16 protein-coding genes are annotated in these 18,963 nt (G+C 66.0%); 11 read left to right on the plus strand and 5 right to left on the minus strand.

The features are described 5' to 3' along the window. A complete protein-coding gene (locus AC2T4A_RS21785; RefSeq protein ID WP_416747251.1) occupies nucleotides 1–774 on the minus strand; it encodes an AraC family transcriptional regulator in 774 nt (257 codons plus the stop codon). A 221-nt stretch (nucleotides 775–995) separates the two neighbouring features. Between AC2T4A_RS21785 and AC2T4A_RS21790 the strand changes: the two genes are divergently transcribed. The 7 genes from AC2T4A_RS21790 to AC2T4A_RS21820 all read left to right on the plus strand — a co-directional run bounded on the left by AC2T4A_RS21790 (nucleotide 996) and on the right by AC2T4A_RS21820 (nucleotide 11,487). After that, nucleotides 996–2,090 carry a polyamine ABC transporter substrate-binding protein gene (locus tag AC2T4A_RS21790; protein ID WP_416747249.1) on the plus strand — a complete coding sequence of 365 codons (1,095 nt, stop codon included), beginning with the start codon at nucleotides 996–998 and terminating at the stop codon, nucleotides 2,088–2,090. A 209-nt stretch (nucleotides 2,091–2,299) separates the two neighbouring features. Then, nucleotides 2,300–3,658, plus strand: coding sequence for a glutamine synthetase family protein (locus tag AC2T4A_RS21795; protein ID WP_045214542.1), 1,359 nt, complete (start codon nucleotides 2,300–2,302; stop codon nucleotides 3,656–3,658). A gap of 41 nt (nucleotides 3,659–3,699) precedes the next feature. Beyond that, the gene (locus tag AC2T4A_RS21800; RefSeq protein ID WP_416747245.1) at nucleotides 3,700–4,785 is read left to right on the plus strand and encodes a polyamine ABC transporter substrate-binding protein; all 1,086 of its coding nucleotides are present in this window, start codon (nucleotides 3,700–3,702) and stop codon (nucleotides 4,783–4,785) included. A 14-nt stretch (nucleotides 4,786–4,799) separates the two neighbouring features. Continuing rightward, entirely contained in the window at nucleotides 4,800–6,095 is a 1,296-nt protein-coding gene (locus tag AC2T4A_RS21805; protein ID WP_416747243.1) for an NAD(P)/FAD-dependent oxidoreductase, read from the plus strand. Between the two features lie 271 nt (nucleotides 6,096–6,366). Beyond that, nucleotides 6,367–6,981 carry a translesion DNA synthesis-associated protein ImuA gene (gene imuA / locus AC2T4A_RS21810; RefSeq protein ID WP_416747241.1) on the plus strand — a complete coding sequence of 205 codons (615 nt, stop codon included), beginning with the start codon at nucleotides 6,367–6,369 and terminating at the stop codon, nucleotides 6,979–6,981. Nucleotides 6,982–6,988: 7 nt separating this feature from the next. After that, complete coding sequence (locus AC2T4A_RS21815) at nucleotides 6,989–8,398, plus strand: Y-family DNA polymerase (RefSeq protein ID WP_486741771.1); 1,410 nt, start codon at nucleotides 6,989–6,991, stop codon at nucleotides 8,396–8,398. Next, nucleotides 8,395–11,487: an error-prone DNA polymerase gene (locus tag AC2T4A_RS21820; RefSeq protein WP_486741772.1), complete on the plus strand. Its 3,093-nt coding sequence runs from the start codon at nucleotides 8,395–8,397 to the stop codon at nucleotides 11,485–11,487. The genes AC2T4A_RS21815 and AC2T4A_RS21820 overlap by 4 nt, the downstream gene beginning before the upstream one ends. A 117-nt stretch (nucleotides 11,488–11,604) precedes the next feature. Here the strand turns inward: AC2T4A_RS21820 and AC2T4A_RS21825 are convergent, their stop codons facing one another. After that, nucleotides 11,605–11,979 carry a hypothetical protein gene (locus AC2T4A_RS21825; RefSeq protein WP_486741773.1) on the minus strand — a complete coding sequence of 125 codons (375 nt, stop codon included), beginning with the start codon at nucleotides 11,977–11,979 and terminating at the stop codon, nucleotides 11,605–11,607. Between the two features lie 111 nt (nucleotides 11,980–12,090). On the opposite strand from AC2T4A_RS21825, the gene AC2T4A_RS21830 reads away from it, so the two are divergent. Beyond that, nucleotides 12,091–13,026 (plus strand): LysR family transcriptional regulator, encoded by a 936-nt coding sequence (locus AC2T4A_RS21830; RefSeq protein WP_478379043.1) that lies wholly within the window; start codon nucleotides 12,091–12,093, stop codon nucleotides 13,024–13,026. A 79-nt stretch (nucleotides 13,027–13,105) separates the two neighbouring features. After that, nucleotides 13,106–14,350, plus strand: coding sequence for a diaminopimelate decarboxylase (lysA, locus tag AC2T4A_RS21835; RefSeq protein WP_486741774.1), 1,245 nt, complete (start codon nucleotides 13,106–13,108; stop codon nucleotides 14,348–14,350). Between the two features lie 181 nt (nucleotides 14,351–14,531). On the opposite strand, the gene AC2T4A_RS21840 is transcribed toward lysA, so the two are convergent. Beyond that, nucleotides 14,532–14,969, minus strand: coding sequence for an Lrp/AsnC family transcriptional regulator (locus AC2T4A_RS21840; RefSeq protein WP_197698111.1), 438 nt, complete (start codon nucleotides 14,967–14,969; stop codon nucleotides 14,532–14,534). A 227-nt stretch (nucleotides 14,970–15,196) separates the two neighbouring features. Between AC2T4A_RS21840 and AC2T4A_RS21845 the strand changes: the two genes are divergently transcribed. Continuing rightward, nucleotides 15,197–16,879: a flavin monoamine oxidase family protein gene (locus AC2T4A_RS21845; protein WP_486741775.1), complete on the plus strand. Its 1,683-nt coding sequence runs from the start codon at nucleotides 15,197–15,199 to the stop codon at nucleotides 16,877–16,879. Nucleotides 16,880–16,971: 92 nt separating this feature from the next. Further along, nucleotides 16,972–17,757, plus strand: a complete 786-nt coding sequence (locus AC2T4A_RS21850) for a carbon-nitrogen hydrolase family protein (protein WP_416747226.1) — start codon at nucleotides 16,972–16,974, stop codon at nucleotides 17,755–17,757. Nucleotides 17,758–17,865: 108 nt separating this feature from the next. On the opposite strand, the gene AC2T4A_RS21855 is transcribed toward AC2T4A_RS21850, so the two are convergent. Next, a complete protein-coding gene (locus tag AC2T4A_RS21855) occupies nucleotides 17,866–18,138 on the minus strand; it encodes a cytochrome c3 family protein (protein ID WP_416747224.1) in 273 nt (90 codons plus the stop codon). 95 nt (nucleotides 18,139–18,233) lie between these two features. Next, entirely contained in the window at nucleotides 18,234–18,938 is a 705-nt protein-coding gene (locus tag AC2T4A_RS21860) for a ferric reductase-like transmembrane domain-containing protein (protein ID WP_416747222.1), read from the minus strand. Nucleotides 18,939–18,963 lie beyond the last annotated feature (25 nt).

Raw genomic sequence — 18,963 nt, forward strand, 5'->3', positions numbered from 1 at the left:
TCAGGCCGGGCGTCCTTCCTGTAGCGCCGCCAGGTACGCGCGCGGTGGCTGACCGGTGTGCTCGCGAAAGCAGCGGTAGAACACCGACAGCGAATTGAAGCCCACCGCGAACGCCAGTTCGTCGATGCGCGCCGTCGGTTCGTCCCGAAGACGCTCCAGCAGATGGCCGATACGCGCCTGGTTCAGGTAGCGATAGAAGCTCTGGCCGAGCACCTGGTTGAGCAGATAGGAAATCTGGTTGCGTGTGTAGCCGGTGGCCCGCGCCAGGCGCTCCAGGTCCATCTCCGGGTCGAGATAGGGATGGGCGCTGCCGAAGTAGGACTCGATATCCAGCAGCATCTTCCCCACCTGCGCGGAGTTCAGCCCCAGGCGGCGCTGGTCCTTGACGCCCTCCTCGCGCTGCTCGCGCACCGGCGTGGCGTACTCGTGGACGCGCCAGATCAGCCCGTCGCGCACGGTAATCGCTTCGCTGGCGCGGAACGACGCCAGCCGGCTGCTGCGCCGCAGCGTCAGGCGCGAGCGGTACTGAATGAAGGCGGTGTCACCATCGGCGCGAATCTGGTCGATGTGCTCGATATGGTGTTGCGGGCTGCGCGGCATGGCGGTGCGAATATAGCCGGGCAGCTCGCTGGCGGGGATTTCCAGGTCGTTGTAGAAGTCGCAGTACTGAACCTGCGGATGGAACATCGCCAGCACGCCCTCGACGTCGCGGTTCATCCAGCACTGGTGGTAGCGCGTGACCACTTCGCGGGTGCGCTCGGTTTCATCATTCATGGTTTTCCCTCCGCCTGGGCCCGCAGCGTAGGGCGCCGTCAGCGCGCTGCACAGTGTCGCGGGTCCGCAGGAGCATGACCGATTCCGCCCGTGCACGGAAGAACGACGCCAGACCGCGCCGCGCCTAGTTTTCGGCCAGGGCCGACAACAACAGAACAAGGCCCGATTCCCACCTGCCGATCGCATGGGCGCCGCGCTAGCCGACGCCCCCAGGAGTGAAGATGAACAAGCGTGCTTTGGGTTGTCTGGCCGGTCTGCTGGCCGGCGCCGCATTGCCGGTAATGGCGGCGCCGCAAGAGGTGCATTTCGCCAACTGGGCCGACTATATCGGGCCCACCGTGCTGGCGGACTTCCAGAAGGAAACCGGGATCAAGGTGGTGCTCGACGCCTTCGAGTCCGACGAAGTGCTGGAGGCCAAGCTGCTCACCGGGCATTCCGGCTTCGATGTGGTGGTGCCCTCGGCGGACTTCCTCGCCCGGCAGCTCAAGGCCGGCGTCTACCGCCCGCTGGATGACGCGCTGCTGCCCAACCGCAAGAACCTCAACTCCGACCTGCTGGCCCGCGTGGCCCAGTCCGACCCCGGCAACCGCTTCGCCGTCCCCTACCTGTGGGGTACCGTCGGCATCGGCTACAACCCGGCGAAAATCAAGGCGGCGCTGGGCGCCGACGCACCACTGGATTCCTGGGACCTGGTGTTCAAGCCGGAGAACCTCGCCAAGCTCAAGGGCTGCGGCGTGGCCTTCCTCGACTCGCCGGCGAAGATCCTGCCACTGGCCCTGCACTACCTGGGCAAGGACCCGAACAGCAACAACCCGGCGGACTACGAAGCCGGAACCAGGCTGCTGGAAAGCCTCAAGCCCTCGGTGACCTACTTCAGCTCCACCAAGTACATCGCCGACCTCGCCAACGGCAACGTCTGCATCGCCATCGGCTTCTCCGGCGACGTGTTGCAGGCGCAGAAAAGCGCCCAGGAAGCCGGCGGTTCGGTGCAGGTGGAGTACAGCGTGCCGAAGGAAGGCACCAACATCTGGTTCGACAACCTGGCCATTCCCAAGGACGCGCGCAATCCCGAGGGCGCCCATGCCTTCATCAACTACCTGATGCGCCCGGACGTGATCGCGAAAACCAGCGACTACCTGCACTACGCCAACGCCAACGTACCGGCCAAGGCGCTGATGGACGAGAAGGTCCGCGGCAACCCGGCGGTCTATCCGGACGCGCAACTGGTCAAGGGCATGTACGTCAGCCTGCCGCCGAGCCCCTCGATCCTGCGCCTGATCACCCGCGACTGGAGCCGGATCAAATCCGGCGTCTGATTCCCCAGACTCTCCACTCACACCGGCAGCCCCGGACACCCTCGGTGTCCGGGGCTGACTGCATTTCAGAAGGCAGCTTTTTCAAAGCGATTTCCAAGCCTTGCGCAAAGTGGATAGAACGCACTCGTGCCTCCAGCCGACACTAGCCTCGCCTGGCAGCACCCCCGCTGCATGTGCATTCACTACAAAACCAAAAAACCGAGGCTTGTATGACCACCCCCGCCGAGCAACTGGAGCAACGGCTGAAGCAACAGAAAATCACCGAAGTCGAATGCGTGGTGAGCGATCTCACCGGCATCGCCCGCGGCAAGATTTCCCCCACCAACAAGTTCCTCGGCGAGGGGGGCATGCGTCTCCCCGAAAGTGTTCTGTTGCAGACCGTCACCGGCGATTTCGTCGATGACGACGTCTATTACGACCTGCTCGACGAAGCGGACATCGACATGGTCTGCCGCCCCGACCCGGACGCCATCTTCCTGGTGCCCTGGGCGCTAGAGCCGACCGCGATGGTCATCCACGACACCTTCGACAAGGTCGGCAACCCCATCGAGCTGTCTCCGCGCAACGTCTTGAAGCGCGTGCTCAAGCTGTACGCCGACAAGGGCTGGAGCCCCGTCGTTGCGCCGGAAATGGAGTTCTACCTGACCAAGCGCAGCAGCGACCCGGACTTCCCGCTGGAAGCCCCCGTCGGCCGCTCCGGCCGCCCGGAAAGCGGTCGCCAGAGCTTCTCCATCGACGCCGCCAACGAATTCGACCCGCTGTTCGAAGACGTCTACGACTGGTGCGAACTGCAGGGCCTGGACCTGGACACGCTGATCCACGAGGACGGCCCGGCGCAGATGGAAATCAACTTCCGTCACGGCGACGCGCTGAGCCTGGCCGACCAGATCATCGTGTTCAAGCGCACCATGCGCGAAGCCGCGCTCAAGCATGACGTCAGCGCCACCTTCATGGCCAAGCCGATCACCGACGAGCCCGGCAGCGCCATGCACATTCACCAGAGCGTGCTGGACATTGCCACCGGCAAGAATATCTTCGCCGCCGAAGACGGCTCCATGAGCCAGCTGTTCCTGCACTACATCGGCGGCCTGCAGAAGTACATCCCGAAAGTGCTGCCGATGTTCGCGCCCAACGTGAACTCCTTCCGCCGCTTCCTGCCGGACACTTCCGCGCCGGTGAACGTCGAATGGGGCGAAGAAAACCGCACCGTGGGTCTGCGCGTCCCCGCCGCTCCGCCGATCGCCATGCGCGTGGAAAACCGCCTGCCGGGCGCGGACGCCAACCCCTACCTGGCGCTGGCCGCCAGCCTGCTCTGTGGCTACCTGGGCATGATCGAGCAGATCAACCCCAGCGCCGCCGTCCAGGGCCGCGCCTACGAGCGCCGCAACCTGCGTCTGCCGATCACCATCGAGGATGCGCTGCAGCAGATGGAAGACTGCGCCGTGCTCAAGGAATTCCTCGGCGAGAAGTTCGTGCAGGGTTACGTGGCGGTGAAGCGCACCGAGCACGAGAACTTCAAGCGGGTGATCAGTTCCTGGGAGCGCGAGTTCCTCCTGCTGAGCGTCTGATCCCTCTCAACCGACTTCACAACAACAATTCGGGAGTCCCCATGAGACTGCTGCGCACCCTTGCGCCCTTCGCCCTGGCCATGATGGCCTCGGCCGTGCACGCTGAACCGACGGTCAGCATCTACAACTGGACCGACTACATCGCTCCGGACACCCTCGCCGGTTTCCAGAAGACCACCGGGATCAAGCCGGTGTACGACGTCTTCGACTCCAACGAGACCCTGGAAGGCAAGCTGCTGGCGGGCCGCTCCGGTTACGACGTGGTGGTGCCATCCAACCACTTCCTGACCCGCCAGGTGCAGGCCGGCGTGTTCCTCGAACTCGACCGCAGCAAGCTGCCGAACTGGAAGCACCTGGACCCGACGCTGCTCAAGCTGCTGGAACAGAACGACCCGGGCAACAAGCATTCGGTGCCCTACCTGTGGGGCACCAACGGCATCGGCTACAACGTCGCCAAGGTCAAGCAGGTGCTGGGCGTCGACAAGATCGATTCGTGGTCCGTGCTGTTCGAGCCGGAGAACATCAAGAAGCTCAGCGCGTGCGGCGTGGCCTTCATGGACTCGCCCGACGAGATGATCCCCTCGGTGCTCAACTACCTGGGCCTGGACCCCAACAGCACCAACCCGGCGGACTACCCCAAGGCCGAGGCCAAGCTGGTGGCGGTGCGTCCGTACGTCACCTACTTCCACTCGTCCAAGTACATCTCGGACCTGGCCAACGGCAACATCTGCGTGGCCTTCGGCTACTCCGGCGACGTGTTCCAGGCGGCAGCGCGGGCCAAGGAAGCCAAGAACGGCATCGAGATCGCCTACAGCATTCCCAAGGAAGGCGCGAACCTGTGGTTCGACCTGATGGCGATCCCCTCGGATGCCGGCCATCCGGAACAGGCCCTGGCGTTCATCAACTACATCCTCGATCCGAAGGTGATCGCCGGCATCAGCGAGTACGTCGGCTACCCCAGCGCCAACGCTGACGCCAAGACCCTGCTGCCCGAGGAAATGCAGAACAACCCCGAGGTCTACCCGAGCCAGGCCGTGCTCGACAAGCTGTACATCGCCAAGGCGCCGCCGCCCAAGATCATGCGCCTGATGACCCGCAGCTGGAGCAAGATCAAGTTCAACCAATGAAACGAGACAGTCCCATGAAGCACACCGAGGAGCACGCCGCGTCCTATTACGCCGCGACCGCCCGCGACCGTCAGCATTACCCTTCCCTCACGGGGGATGTGCGGGCGGACGTCTGCGTGATCGGCGGCGGCTTCACCGGCGTGAACGCAGCCCTGGAGCTGGCCCGGCGTGGCCACTCCGTGGTGCTGCTGGAAGCCCGGCGCATCGGCTGGGGCGCCAGCGGGCGCAATGGCGGGCAGCTGATCCGTGGCATCGGCCACGACGTCAGCGGCTTCGCCAAGTACGTCGGCGAAGAAGGCGTGCAGTATCTAGAGCAGGCGGGTGTCGATTCGGTGGCCCTGGTCGCCGAACGCATCCGTGAGCTGGATATTGAGTGCGACCTGCGCTGGGGCTTCTGCGAGCTGGCCAATACCCCGGCGCAATACGCCGCCATGGTCCGCGAGCAGGAGTCGCTGAGCACCTCGGACTACCCGCACGAGACCCGGCTGGTGCCGCCGGAGCGCATGCGCGAAGTGGTCGCCAGCGACTGCTACGCCGGCGGACACGTCGACATGGGCTCGGGCCACCTGCACCCGCTCGACCTGGTGAAGGGCGAAGCCCGCGCGGCCAAGGCCTTCGGCGCGCAGATCTTCGAACAGAGCCCGGTGCTGCGTATCGAGCACGGTGCGACCGCTGTCGTGCACTGTGCGCAGGGCCGCGTACTGGCGAAGACCCTGGTGCTGGGCTGCAATGCGCACCTGGAGGAGCTGGAACCCAAGCTCACCGGCAAGGTGCTCCCCGCCGGCAGCTACGTGGTGGCCACCGAGCCGCTGTCCGAGGAACTGGCGGCACAGCTGATCCCGCAGAATATGGCGCTGTGCGACCAGAAAGTGGGACTGGACTACTACCGCCTGACGGCCGACCGCCGCCTGCTGTTCGGCGGCGCCTGTCACTACTCCGGGCGCGACCCGGCGGACATCGGCGCCTACATGCGGCCGAAGGTGCTCAAGGTGTTCCCGCAACTGGAACAGGTGAAGCTCGACTACCAGTGGGGTGGCATGATCGGCATCACCGCCAACCGCTTCCCCCAGGTCGGCCGGCTGAAGTCGCATCCCAATGTGTACTTCGCTCAGGGCTATTCCGGCCACGGGCTGAACGTCACGCACTGGTCGGCCAAGCTGCTCGCCGAGGCCATCCACCAGGGCGAGAGCAAGGGGCTGGACCTGTTCAGCGCCGTGCCCCACCTGACCTTCCCCGGCGGCAAGCTGCTGCGCTCGCCGCTGCTGGCGCTAGGCATGGCGTGGTATCGGGTGCGCGAGCTGATTGGCTGATCAATCGCGCTGCTATAAAGGAAAAGCCCCCGATTCGGGGGCTTTTCCTTTGATCTCTGCCGATCTCGGCCGTGGGATCGGATAATCGCGGACGGAGTCCGCTCTTACAGAAGACTCCAGACCAACCGCCATTGACGGCGCCTTTCCACCGGATAAACTGTATATCCATACAGCATTATTCGAGCTATCCCATGCCCTGCCACCCCATCCCCCTCCCCCGGCCCTGCCACCGGGCGCATGACTGTCGCCGCTTGCCGGCCGGGAGGCCGTGATGGGTAGCGTGGTCGCACTCGATACCCTGTTTCACCAGCGCCAGGTCTGGAAGGGCCAGCCCCAGGGGCTGCCACCCAGCCAGCAGCCCACCGGTCATGCATCGCTGGACGCAGCCCTGCCCAGCGGCGGCTGGCCGGAAGCGGCGCTCAGTGAAATTCTCCTGGCTGCCGAAGGCACCGGCGAACTGCAACTGGTCTGGCCGACCCTTGCGCGACTCAGCGCAGCAGGCGAGCGCATCGTGCTGGTCGCACCGCCCCATGTGCCCTATCCGGCCGCCTGGCAGGCCGCCGGCGTTGCTCTGAACCAGCTCGCCATCGTCCAGGCCAGTGGCCGTGATGCGCTCTGGGCCGCCGAACAGTGTCTGCGTTCGGGCAGCTGCGGCGCCGTACTGTGCTGGCCGCAGCAGGCCGACGACCGCGCCCTGCGTCGCTTGCAGGTAGCCGCCGAAACCGGGCAGACCCTGGCTATCGCCTACCGCTCGCAGCGTGAAGCGCTCAACCCGTCGCCCGCCGCGTTGCGCCTGGCGCTGGACGCCAACCCGGCGCAGTTGCGCGTACTCAAGTGCCGTGGCGGCCTGGCGCCGGCGCGGCCTATTCCGCTGCCCTGGCACTGAGGCCAGCATGCTCTGGGCCTGCATTCTCCTGCCGCAACTGGCGATGGACGGCGTGCTCCGTGGTCGTCCCGAGCCGGACGCCGCCCTGGCACTGCTCGCCGGGCCAACCCAACGCCGTGTGCTGCAGGCGGTGAACCCGGCGGCGCGGGCGCTGGGCCTCAAACCTGGCCAGTCGCTCACCGCCGCCCACGCACTGAGTCGCGATTTCGAAACCGCCGAGTACGACCTGCGTGAAGTGCAGCACGGGCAGAACCTGCTGGCTGCCTGGGCTTACGGATTCAGCTCGCAAGTCAGCCAGCATTACCCGCGCGCGCTGCTGCTGGAGGTGCAGTCCAGCCTGCAGCTGTTCGGCCCCTGGCCACGCTTCGAAGCTCGTCTGCGTGAGGAGCTGAACGGGCTGGGCTTCCGCCACCGCATCACCGCTGCGCCCAACCCGGCGGCCGCACGCATCCTCGCCAATGGCCACGACGGCCTGGCGATCCACGACAACGACCAGTTGCGCCAGTACCTGGGCAGGATGCCGCTGGAGCGCCTTGGCCTGGAGCGCGATGCCGCCACCTCGCTGAGCCGCATGGGCCTGCGCAACTTGCAGCAACTGCTCGCCCTGCCCCGCGAAAGCCTGGCCCGGCGCTTCCCACCACAGGTGCTGCGGCAGGTCGACACCTTGCTCGGCCAACGGCCGTTGGCCCTGGAGTTCTACCGGCCGCCAGATCGCTTCGAATCGCGCATCGAACTGAACTTCGACGTGGAATCCACCCAGGCACTGCTGTTCCCGCTGCGCCGCCTGACCGCCGATCTCGCCGCCTTCCTCGCCGGGCGCGACAGCGGCGTGCAGCGCTTCATCCTCCATCTGGAACACCACGAAGGCAGCGACACGCAGATGCCCGTCGGCCTGCTCAGCGCCGAGCGCGAGGCGGCCATGCTCTTCGAACTGAGTCGGGGTCGTCTGGAACAACTGCAATTGCGCGCCGCGGTTCACAGCGTGCGACTCATCGCCGACGACCTGCCGCCCTTCGTGCCGCAACACCGTGAGCTGTTCGACGACCGCCCGCAGCAATCGCAGCCCTGGGAACAACTGCGCGAGCGCCTGCGCGCGCGGCTCGGCGACGACGCCGTGCACAGTCTCGGTGCTCGCGCCGACCACCGTCCGGAGCGTGCCTGGCAGGAGCAGTCCACCCCGCACCCGCAAGTCGCCGACATTCCGCGCCCCGGCTGGCTGCTGGCGGAGCCCCAGCCACTACGCGAGTTCGCTCCGACCCTGCTGGCAGGCCCCGAGCGCATCGAATCCGGCTGGTGGGACGGCGAGGACATCCGCCGCGACTACTACCAGGTACGCACCCGCAGCGGCCAGCGCGCCTGGGTGTTCCGCCCGGTGGGCGACGATGGGCCACTGCTGCTGCACGGCTGGTTTGCATGAGCACGCCGGATCAAGGCATCGGCTACGCCGAGCTGCACTGCCTGTCCAACTTCAGCTTCCAGCGTGGGGCCTCCAGTGCCGACGAGCTGTTCGGGCGAGCGAAGAAGCTGGGCTACCGCTCCCTGGCGATCACCGACGAATGCAGCCTCGCCGGCATCGTCCGTGCCTGGCAGGCGGCGAAGGAACACGAGCTGCCGCTGATCACCGGCAGCGAACTGAGCCTCTCGCAAGGCCCGAAGCTGGTGCTGCTGGCCGAGAACCTCACGGGTTACGAGAACCTCTGTCGCCTCATCACCCACGCCCGCCGACGCGCCGAAAAGGGAAGCTATCGCCTGGTACGCTCGGACTTCGACGGCAATCTCGACCATCTGCTGGCGATCTGGCTGCCGCAAGACGACCAGGACGACGACGGCCTCTGGCTGCGCGAGCGCTTTCCTCAACGCCTCTGGCTGGGCGTCGAACTGCACAAGGGCCCGGACGACGCCGGCAGGCTGCGCGACCTGCAGAGCCAGGCTGCTCGCCTGGAGATTCCCGCCGTGGCCTGCGGCGACGTGCATATGCACATCCGCGGCCGCCGCGCCCTGCAGGACTGCATGACCGCCATCCGCCAGCACCTGCCGGTGCACGAGGCCGGTCAGTACCTGTATCCCAATGGCGAACGGCATCTGCGACCGAAAGAGGCGCTGGCGGCGATCTATCCAGCCGAACTGCTGGCGGAGACGGTGAAGATCGCCGAGCGTTGCACCTTCGATCTCGGTCAACTGGATTACCAATACCCCCGCGAGTTGGTGCCCGAAGGCCACACGCCCACCACCTGGCTGCGGGAAAAGACCGAGGAAGGCATCCTGCAACGCTGGAAAGACGGTGCCACCCCCGCCGTTCGCAAACGCGTCGAAGATGAACTGGCACTGATCGCCGAGCTGAAGTACGACAGCTACTTCCTTACGGTCTACGACATCGTCGCCTTCGCCCGCACACAGAGAATCCTCTGCCAGGGGCGTGGCTCGGCGGCCAACTCGGTGGTCTGCTTCGCCCTCGGCATTACCGAACTGGACCCGACCCGCGAGCACGTGCACCTGTTGTTCGAACGCTTCATCTCCCGCGAACGCAACGAGCCGCCGGATATCGACGTCGACTTCGAGCACGACCGCCGCGAGGAAGTCATCCAGTACGTGTTCCGTCGCTACGGCCGCACCCGCGCCGCCCTCACTGCCGTGGCCAGCACCTACCGCGGCGCCGGCGCGGTGCGCGATGTGGCCAAGGCGCTGGGATTACCGCCGGACCAGGTCGGCGCACTGGCCGACTGCTGCGGCGCCTGGAGCCGCGAGGCGCCGCACGCCGACCGCCTGCGCGAAGCCGGCTTCGACCCGGAGAGTCCGATCCTGCGCCGTGTGCTGGCCCTGACCGGGCAACTGGTCGGCTTCCCGCGACACCTGTCGCAGCACCCCGGCGGCTTCGTCATTTCCCAGCAGCCACTGGAAACCCTGGTGCCGGTGGAAAACGCGGCGATGCCCGAGCGCACCCTGATCCAGTGGGACAAGGACGACCTCGACGCCGTCGGCCTGCTCAAGGTCGACGTGCTCGCCCTGGGCATGCTCAGCGCCCTGCGCCGCTGTTTCGACCTGATCGAACGCTATCGCGGGGAACGCTACACCCTCGCCTCGCTACCGCAGGAGTGCAAGGAGACCTACGCCATGATCAGCCGTGCCGACACCGTGGGCGTGTTCCAGATCGAGTCACGCGCGCAGATGGCGATGCTGCCGCGCCTGCGGCCCGAGACTTTCTACGACCTGGTGATCGAGGTCGCCATCGTCCGCCCCGGCCCGATCCAGGGCGACATGGTCCATCCCTACCTGCGCCGGCGGAACAAGGAAGAGCCGGTCGTGTATCCCTCCAAGGAGCTGGAGCCGGTGTTCGAGCGCACCCTCGGCGTGCCGCTGTTCCAGGAACAGGTGATGCAACTGGCGATCATCGCCGCCGAATACACACCTGGCGAAGCCGACCAGTTGCGCCGCTCGATGGCCGCCTGGAAGCGCCACGGCGGGCTGGAACCGCATCGCAAGCTGCTTTCGGAGCGCATGCTGGCGAAGGATTACACCCAGGAATACATCGACCGCATCTTCGAGCAGATCAAGGGTTTCGGCAGCTACGGCTTCCCCGAATCCCACGCTGCCAGCTTCGCCCTGCTCACCTACGCCAGTTGCTGGCTGAAATGCCACGAACCGGCCGCCTTCACCTGCGCGCTGATCAACAGCTGGCCCATGGGTTTCTACAGCCCCGACCAGTTGCTGCAGGACGCTCGCCGCCATGGCCTGGCGATCCGTCCGGTGGACGTGCGCCACAGCCAGTGGGACTGCACCCTTGAGCCCATCGCCGAACGCCAGCCGGCCATCCGTCTCGGCCTGCGCATGGTGCGCGGGCTGCGCGAAGACGTCGCCACCCGCATCGCCCAGGCGCGCGGACAGCGCCCCTTCGCCGATGTCGCCGACCTCTGCCTGCGTGCCCATCTCGACGGTCGCGCCCGCGAACAGCTGGCCGACGCCGGCACCCTGCGCGGCCTCGCCGGCCACCGGCACAAGGCGCGCTGGGCGATTGCCGGGGTCGAGCCGCAGCTGCCGCTGTTCGCCGGGCAGGTCACCGAGGAAGCGCCGGTCAGCCTGCCGCTACCCAGCCGCGGCGAAGACCTGCTCACCGACTACGCGACCCTCGGCACCACCCTCGGCCCACACCCCATGACCCTGCTGCGCGGCGCCCTCAAGGCTCGGCGCTGCCGCAGTTCAAAAGAGTTGGCGACGCTGGAAGCCGACCGCCCGGTGCGCGTCGCCGGCCTGGTGGTGGGACGGCAACGGCCCGGCACGGCCAGCGGTGTCACCTTCGTCACCCTGGAAGACGAATTCGGCATGATCAACGTGATCGTCTGGCGCGACCTCGCCGAACAGCAGCGCCGCCCCTTCCTCAGCGCCCGCCTGATGCAGGTGGACGGCACCCTGGAAGCCAAGGACGGCGTGCGCCATGTAATCGCTGGAAGGCTGCTGGATCTGAGTGGATTGCTGGAGGGGCTGGATGTGCGGAGTCGGGATTTCCACTGATACGCGCTTTGCCGCGCCACACGGTTCGCGAGCAAGCTCGCTCCTACGAAAAGCGCTCGGTGCAAACCTGAGCCTGTAGGAGCGAGCTTGCTCGCGAACCCACCGTACAAAGCAAGTTCATCCACCCAGCAGGTAAAGGACCAGCTCAATCACCGACAACGAGAACAGGTACGGCCCGGTAAACCCCACCCAGACGAGCAGCGCAATGGGCGTATAGAGCAGCACCAGCAGCATGCGGGCGCTACGGCTGCGGAGCATCAGCCAGAATATCTGCCCCAGTGCGAACAACGCACTGCACACAAGGGCGGGATCGAAGATGGCATGGAACCGGCCGTAGTCGCTCAGCGCCGCGAAATTGCTGCCCAGTACCAGGAACATCGCCAGCGCCATTCCCGCGACGCCCAGCGCCAGGGCCAGTAGAGCCCCCATCAGTACCCGGCACGCCAGCCGGAAAAGTCCGGGTTCAACGGGCACGGATTGTTCGCGTTCCATCAGCCTTGTCGCTCCTTTGCATAACCGCCTGACACTACACAACCCCGGCCGATTTGCGAAAGACCGCGCGGACGCCTTACGCTGCCGCCATTCCTTTCTGCGGCCCCGAGCATGATCACCCTCCGCCACATCGAAGTCTTCCGCGCGGTCATGACCACCGGCAGCGTCACCCGCGCGGCGGCGTTCCTGCATACCAGCCAGCCCACGGTCAGCCGCGAGCTGGCGAGGCTGGAGCAACTGGTCGGCTTCGAGTTGTTCCTGCGCGAGCGCGGGCGGCTGGCGCCGACGGCGCGGGCGTTGATGCTGTTCGAGGAGGTGGAGCGCTCCTTCACCGGCCTGGACCGCATCGTCGCCTTCGCCGGGAGCCTGGGGCAGTTCGCCGAGGGCAAGTTCTCCATCGGCTGCCTGCCGGCGCTGTCCCAGGCACTGCTGCCGGAAGCCTGCAAGCGCTTCAGCCGGGAGAATCCGGCGATCAGCCTGGAAGTGGCGGCGCTGGAATCACCGCATCTGGAAGAGGCGCTCAGCGCCCAGCACCACGATATCGGCCTGATCGAAAACGACGACGCCCCGCGCGGCACCGAACTGCAGCCACTGCTGGCGGTGGACGAGGTGTGCATCCTCCCGGACGGCCATCCGCTGCTGGCCCGCGAGCACCTGGAAGCGGCGGACTTCGCCGGGCAGCCCTTTGTCAGCCTGGCCACCAGCGACCGCTATCGGCACCTGATCGACGCGGTATTCCTCGGCGCCGGCGTGCAGCGGCAGATGCAGGTGGAAACCCACAGCGCCGTCTCGGTGTGCAGCATGGTCCGCGCCGGCCTGGGCCTGGCCGTGGTCAACCCGATCACCGCGCTGATGTTCCAGGGCCAGGGCATCCAGCTGCGGCCGCTGGCCTTCTCACTGCCGTTCCAGGTGAGCGTGGCTAAACCCCTTTACCGCCCCGCTACACCACTGCGCGAGCGCTTCGTGGCGGCACTCCAGGCAGAAGCTGGCGTACTGGTACAGCGCCTGCGCGAAGCCGGCGTCGGCTGCACCCTATATCAAAATTGAATTGATCAGATAACAAGCGGCATTATTCAGCCATGCAAAGGCCCGGTAGACTAGCGCCATCTACCTTCGGAGCCCATTCATGACTTACCTCGCCCTGCCCCGCGCCGAACAGCTCGCCCTGCAATTCGGCACCCCGCTGTGGATCTACGACGCAGCCACCATCCGCGGCCAGATCGAGCGCCTGAAGAGCTTCGACATCATCCGCTTCGCCCAGAAGGCCTGCTCCAACCTGCACATCCTGCGCCTGATGCGCGAACAGGGCGTGAAGGTCGACGCCGTTTCCCAGGGCGAACTGCTGCGTGCCCTGGCTGCCGGCTACTCGTGCCGCAACGACGAATCCGAGATTGTATTCACCGCCGACCTGCTGGACCGCACCACCCTGGAAACCGTGGTCGAGCACGGCATCCCGGTGAACGCCGGCTCGATCGACATGCTCCGCCAGTTGGGCGAAGTCGCCCCTGGCCACCCGGTGTGGCTGCGCATCAACCCCGGCTTCGGCCACGGCCACAGCAACAAGACCAACACCGGCGGCGAGCACTCCAAGCATGGCATCTGGCACAGCGACCTGCGTGCCGCACTGGACGTGATCCGCGAGCGCGGCCTGCGCCTGGTCGGCCTGCACATGCACATCGGTTCGGGCGTCGACTACGGCCACCTGGCCCAGGTCGGCGAAGCCATGCTCGGCCTGGTACAACAGGTGAAGGATGCCGGCCACGACATCTCCGGCATCTCCGCCGGCGGCGGCCTGTCCATCCCCTACCGCGCCGGCGACCCGGAAGTGGACACCGCGCACTACTTCCAGCTGTGGGACAAGGCGCGCAAGGCCGCCGAGGCCGTGGTCGGCCACTCGCTGCACCTGGAGATCGAACCGGGCCGCTACCTGGTCGCCCAGTCCGGCTGCCTGCTCAGCGAAGTGCGCGCCACCAAGGACGCCGGCCGCAACCACTTCGTACTGGTGGACGCCGGCTTCAACGAGCTGATGCGCCCGTCCATGTACGGCAGCTACCACGGCATCCGCGTACTGGCCGGCGACGTGGCCAGCCGCGAGGTGATCGATACCGTGGTGGCCGGCCCGCTGTGCGAGTCCGGTGACGTGTTCACCCAGGGCGACGGCGGCGTGGTCATCCCCCGCGCCCTGCCGCGTGCCCAGGTCGGCGACCTGCTGCTGATCGAAGACACTGGCGCGTATGGCGCGTCCATGTCGTCGAACTACAACAGCCGCCCGCTGATCGCCGAAGTGCTGCTCGAAGGCGCCGAAGCCAAGCTGATCCGCCGCCGCCAGCGCGTGGAAGAGCTGCTGGCGCTGGAAGAAGAGCTGGGCTGATCGCCGGCTACTCTTCGTCGCAAGAGACGCCGGCCCTGCCGGCGGTTCGCGAGCGAGCTCGCTCCTACGAAGAGCACGCGGAGGCTGACTGTAGGAGCGAGCTTGCTCGCGAACCCGCCCCACGCTGGCACTGCCGGCGGAGGAGCGGGCAAGCTCCGCACCTACCCAGGCAACAACTCCCTCACCGATCGATACGCGTCGACAGAATGATCGACGACATCGTCCGCTCCACCCCATCCAGCGCGCCGATGCGATCCAGCACCGCATCCAGGTCGCGGATCGATAGCGCCTCGACGATCACGATCATGTCGAAGTTGCCGCTCACCGAATGCAGCGTCTTCACCTCGGCAATCTTCTCCAGCGCCTGTACCACCTGGTGCGACAGCTTGGGCAGCGCCGTCACCAGCACGTGGGCGCGCACCAGCGACTGCGCGTAGCTGTCCGACACCTTGATCGAATAGCCGCTGATGATCCCCTGCTGCTCCAGCCTTTCGATACGGCTCTGCACCGTGGAGCGCGACACCCCGAGCTTGCGCGCCAGCTCGGAAATCGACTCGCGGGCATTGGCACGCAACAGGTTCAGCAAGGCCGCATCGGCGTTTTTCGTCATATTGCTCATGGTATTGGTCAATTTGCCTGAAAGCTCTAGCCAATCTTGCAGATTGCCAGGTTCATTTCAACGACGAGCTTTGCAATAGTGATTACCAAGGCGAGCCCACCAGCTCGCCATTTCTTTGCCCGCGCGCCACTCATCGACTGGTTTCAGCGGGCGCTGCAATGCCTTGCCAAGCTGGTGATACAGGCCGGCGAGCCGCATAAGTCGAATAAGATTGAAGGGAGCCTTCCATGCACAAGAACCGCCACCCCCACACCCCCGGCAAGAAACCGGTGACCATCTTCGGCCCGGACTTCCCCTTCGCCTTCGACGACTGGATCGAACACCCCGCCGGCCTGGGCAGCATCCCCGCCGACAAGCACGGCCAGGAAGTGGCCATCGTCGGCGCCGGCATTTCCGGGCTGGTGGCGGCCTACGAGCTGATGAAGATGGGCTTGAAGCCCGTGGTCTACGAAGCCTCGAAGATGGGCGGCCGCCTGCGTTCGGAAACCTTCGAAGGCGCCGACGGCATCATCGCCGAGCTGGGCGGCATGCGCTTCCCGGTATCCAGCACTGCCTTCTACCACTACGTCGACAAGCTCGGCCTTGAAACCAAGCCCTTCCCCAACCCGCTGACCCCGGCCTCGGGCAGCACCGTGGTCGACCTGGAAGGCACCAGCCACTACGCCGAGAAGATAGCCGACCTGCCGGAAATCTTCCGTGAAGTGGCCCAGGCCTGGGCCGACGCGCTGGAGGACGGCGCACGCTTCTCCGAGATCCAGGACGCCATTCGCGAGCGCGACACGGTCAAGCTCAAGGCCCTGTGGGACGAGCTGGTACCCAAGTGGGACGACCGCACCTTCTATGACTTCGTCGCCACCTCCAAGGCCTTCTCGCGCCTGTCCTACCGCCACCGCGAAATCTTCGGCCAGGTCGGCTTCGGCACTGGCGGCTGGGACTCGGACTTCCCCAACTCCATGCTGGAAATCTTCCGCGTGGTGATGACCAACTGCGACGACCACCAGCACCTGGTCGTGGGCGGCGTCGAGCAGGTACCGCGCGGCATCTGGAGCCACGTGCCGGAAAACTGCGCGCACTGGCCGGCCGGCACTTCTCTCGCCTCCTTGCACAACGGCGCGCCGCGTCCGGGCGTGAAGAAGATCGCCCGCGCCGCCGACGGCACCTTCGCCGTCACCGACTACTGGGGCGATACCCGCCACTACGCAGCCGTCCTGGCAACCTGCCAGACCTGGCTGCTGACCACCCAGATCGAATGCGAGGAAGCGCTGTTCTCGCAGAAGATGTGGATGGCCCTGGACCGCACCCGCTACATGCAGTCGTCGAAGACCTTCGTGATGGTCGACCGGCCGTTCTGGAAGGACAAGGACCCGCAGACCGGCCGCGACGTGATGAGCATGACCCTCACCGATCGCCTCACCCGCGGCACCTACCTGTTCGACAACGGCGACGACAAGCCGGGGGTGATCTGCCTGTCCTACTCCTGGATGAGCGACGCCATGAAGATGCTCCCGCACCCGGTGGAGAAACGCGTGCAGCTGGCCCTCGACGCCCTGAAGAAGGTCTACCCGAAAGTCGACATCGCCGGGCACATCATCGGCAACCCGATCACCGTGTCCTGGGAGGCCGACCCGCACTTCCTCGGCGCCTTCAAGGGCGCACTGCCGGGCCACTACCGCTACAACCAGCGCATGTACGCGCACTTCATGCAGGACGACATGCCCGCCGAGCAGCGCGGCATCTTCATCGCCGGTGACGATGTGTCCTGGACCCCGGCCTGGGTGGAAGGCGCGGTGCAGACCTCGCTCAACGCCGTGTGGGGCATCATGAAGCACTTCGGTGGCGCCACCCATCCGCAGAACCCTGGCCCGGGCGATCGCTTCGCCGAACTGGGCCCGATGGAACTGCCGGACTGATTCATTCCACTCATTGAAGAGCGGCTCGCGCGGGGCCGGGAACGGGTGCACACTGCCTGGTCCCGGCCCTGCGCATTTCGAAGGAGAACACCATGTACCTCGCCCTCTACCAGTGCCCACCCGGCCCCGAGGACGTCGCCGGCAACCTGCAGCGCCTGGAGCAGGCCGCGCAGCAGGCGGTGCAGAACGGCGCGGACCTGCTGGTCCTGCCCGAGATGTTCCTCTCCGGCTACAACATCGGCGCCAAGCGTGTCGCGGAGCTGGCGGAAAGCTGTGACGGCCCGTCGGCCCGGCGCATCGCCGAGATTGCCCGCCAGCACAAGCTCGGCATCCTCTACGGCTACCCCGAGCGCGACGGTGACGCCATCTTCAATAGCGTGCAGCTGATCGACCGCCAGGGCGAGCGCCGCGCCAACTACCGCAAGACCCACCTCTACGGCGATCTCGACCGCAGCCAGTTCAGCGCCTCCGACGAGCCGCCGACGATCTTCGAGCTGGACGGCTGGAAGGTCGGTCTGCTGATCTGCTTCGACGTCGAGTTCCCCGAAAACGTGCGCAGCCTGGCGATGGCTGGCGCCGACCTGGTGCTGGTGCCCACCGCCAACATGCGCCCCTACGAATTCGTCGCCCAGGTACTGGTGCCCACCCGCGCCTACGAGAACCAGGTGTTCCTCGCCTATGCCAACTATGTCGGCAGCGAAGGCGAGATCGAGTACTGCGGGCTGAGCAGCATCGTCGCTCCGGATGGCCAGGTACTGACCAAGGCCAAGCACAGCGAGGAGCTACTGGTAGCCGAACTGGACCCGCAGCGCATCGCCCTGGCGCGCGAGGGGTACAGCTATGTGCACCTGCGGCGGCCGGTGCTCTATCGCAGCTGAAAAAAGCCCGGCACTCCGCCGGGCTTTGTTTTTTGTAGGAGCGAGCTTGCTCGCGAACAGTTTTGCCCGCAGCTTCGGCATCAGGCGGGTTCGCGAGCAAGCTCGCTCCTACAGGTTCGGCATTTCCCTAGTATTGCGGTGGCACGCCTGGCAGCTGCGCACCGGCCCGCTGGCATGGAAAGCCTGCAAGCGTTCGAGATGGCAGCTCTGGCAGAGCTGATGGAAATCCGCCTCGATACGCACGGCCAGCGCCGGGCTCTGCTTGTGGCAGAGAATGCAGGTGCGGTTGCCGGAAACCGAAGGCGACTGGTCCTTGTAGTCGTGGTGGCAGGTGATGCAGTTCACCGAAGCGTGCGGCTCATGAGGGAACACCAGCGGCATCAAAGGTCGCCTGCGTTGCCAATGATCGTGGACAAACCACGCCCCTGCCGACAGCGCGACGATCGCCGCAACGGAAAGGCCAATCCAGGCGCGCCTCACAGCGGCAGCTCCAGGTTCGCCAGCAGGCTGTAGAGGGCCGACAACCCGATGACCACGCCACTGGCCACCAGCGCGAGCCAGGTCGCGCGCTGCGCCGTATTTCGTTTGCGCCCATTGATGCCATTGGCTGGTTTAGGCAAGCGCGGCCACACAGCCACTGCCAGCATCAACGCCCCCAGCAGTATGCCCTTCCATACGCCCCCGCTGTAGTAACCCGCGCCGAGTATGTGCACGGCCATTAGCAACAGGGCAAAAAGACTGCCGCCGTAATGCCAGCGGCGGAACGAAGCCGCACCACTGCTCCAGCGTGAGCGCACACGACTCAAACTGGAAGCCGCCAGCACCAGCATCAAGACCGCCGAAGCCAGCCCGGCCAGCATATAACCGGGCGCGGACGGCAGCAGGTCCTCGATCAGCAGCGGCTCATCGATCAGCAGTACAACGATGTGCACCAGCAGCAGCGCGACAGCAGCAAAACCCAGGTCGCGATGCAGGCGCAGGAAAAACTTGCCTTCATACAACGGACGCGGCTGAGGCCGACCGCCGATGACGAACAGCAGCCCCAGCAGGCAGGCACCGAGCAGCCCGGCAGCGTTGGCGAAATCCCAGGCATAGCCGAGCCCCGGCATTGCGCCGAGCCCGAGCAGAATGGCGATCGGCAGCAGACAGCCAAGCGCCAGGCGCGCGATCAGCGCAGGCATGGGGGACTCCAGCGAGGGACTATCG

The sequence above is a fragment of the Pseudomonas sp. PVC-3-1 genome, assembly GCF_057444315.1.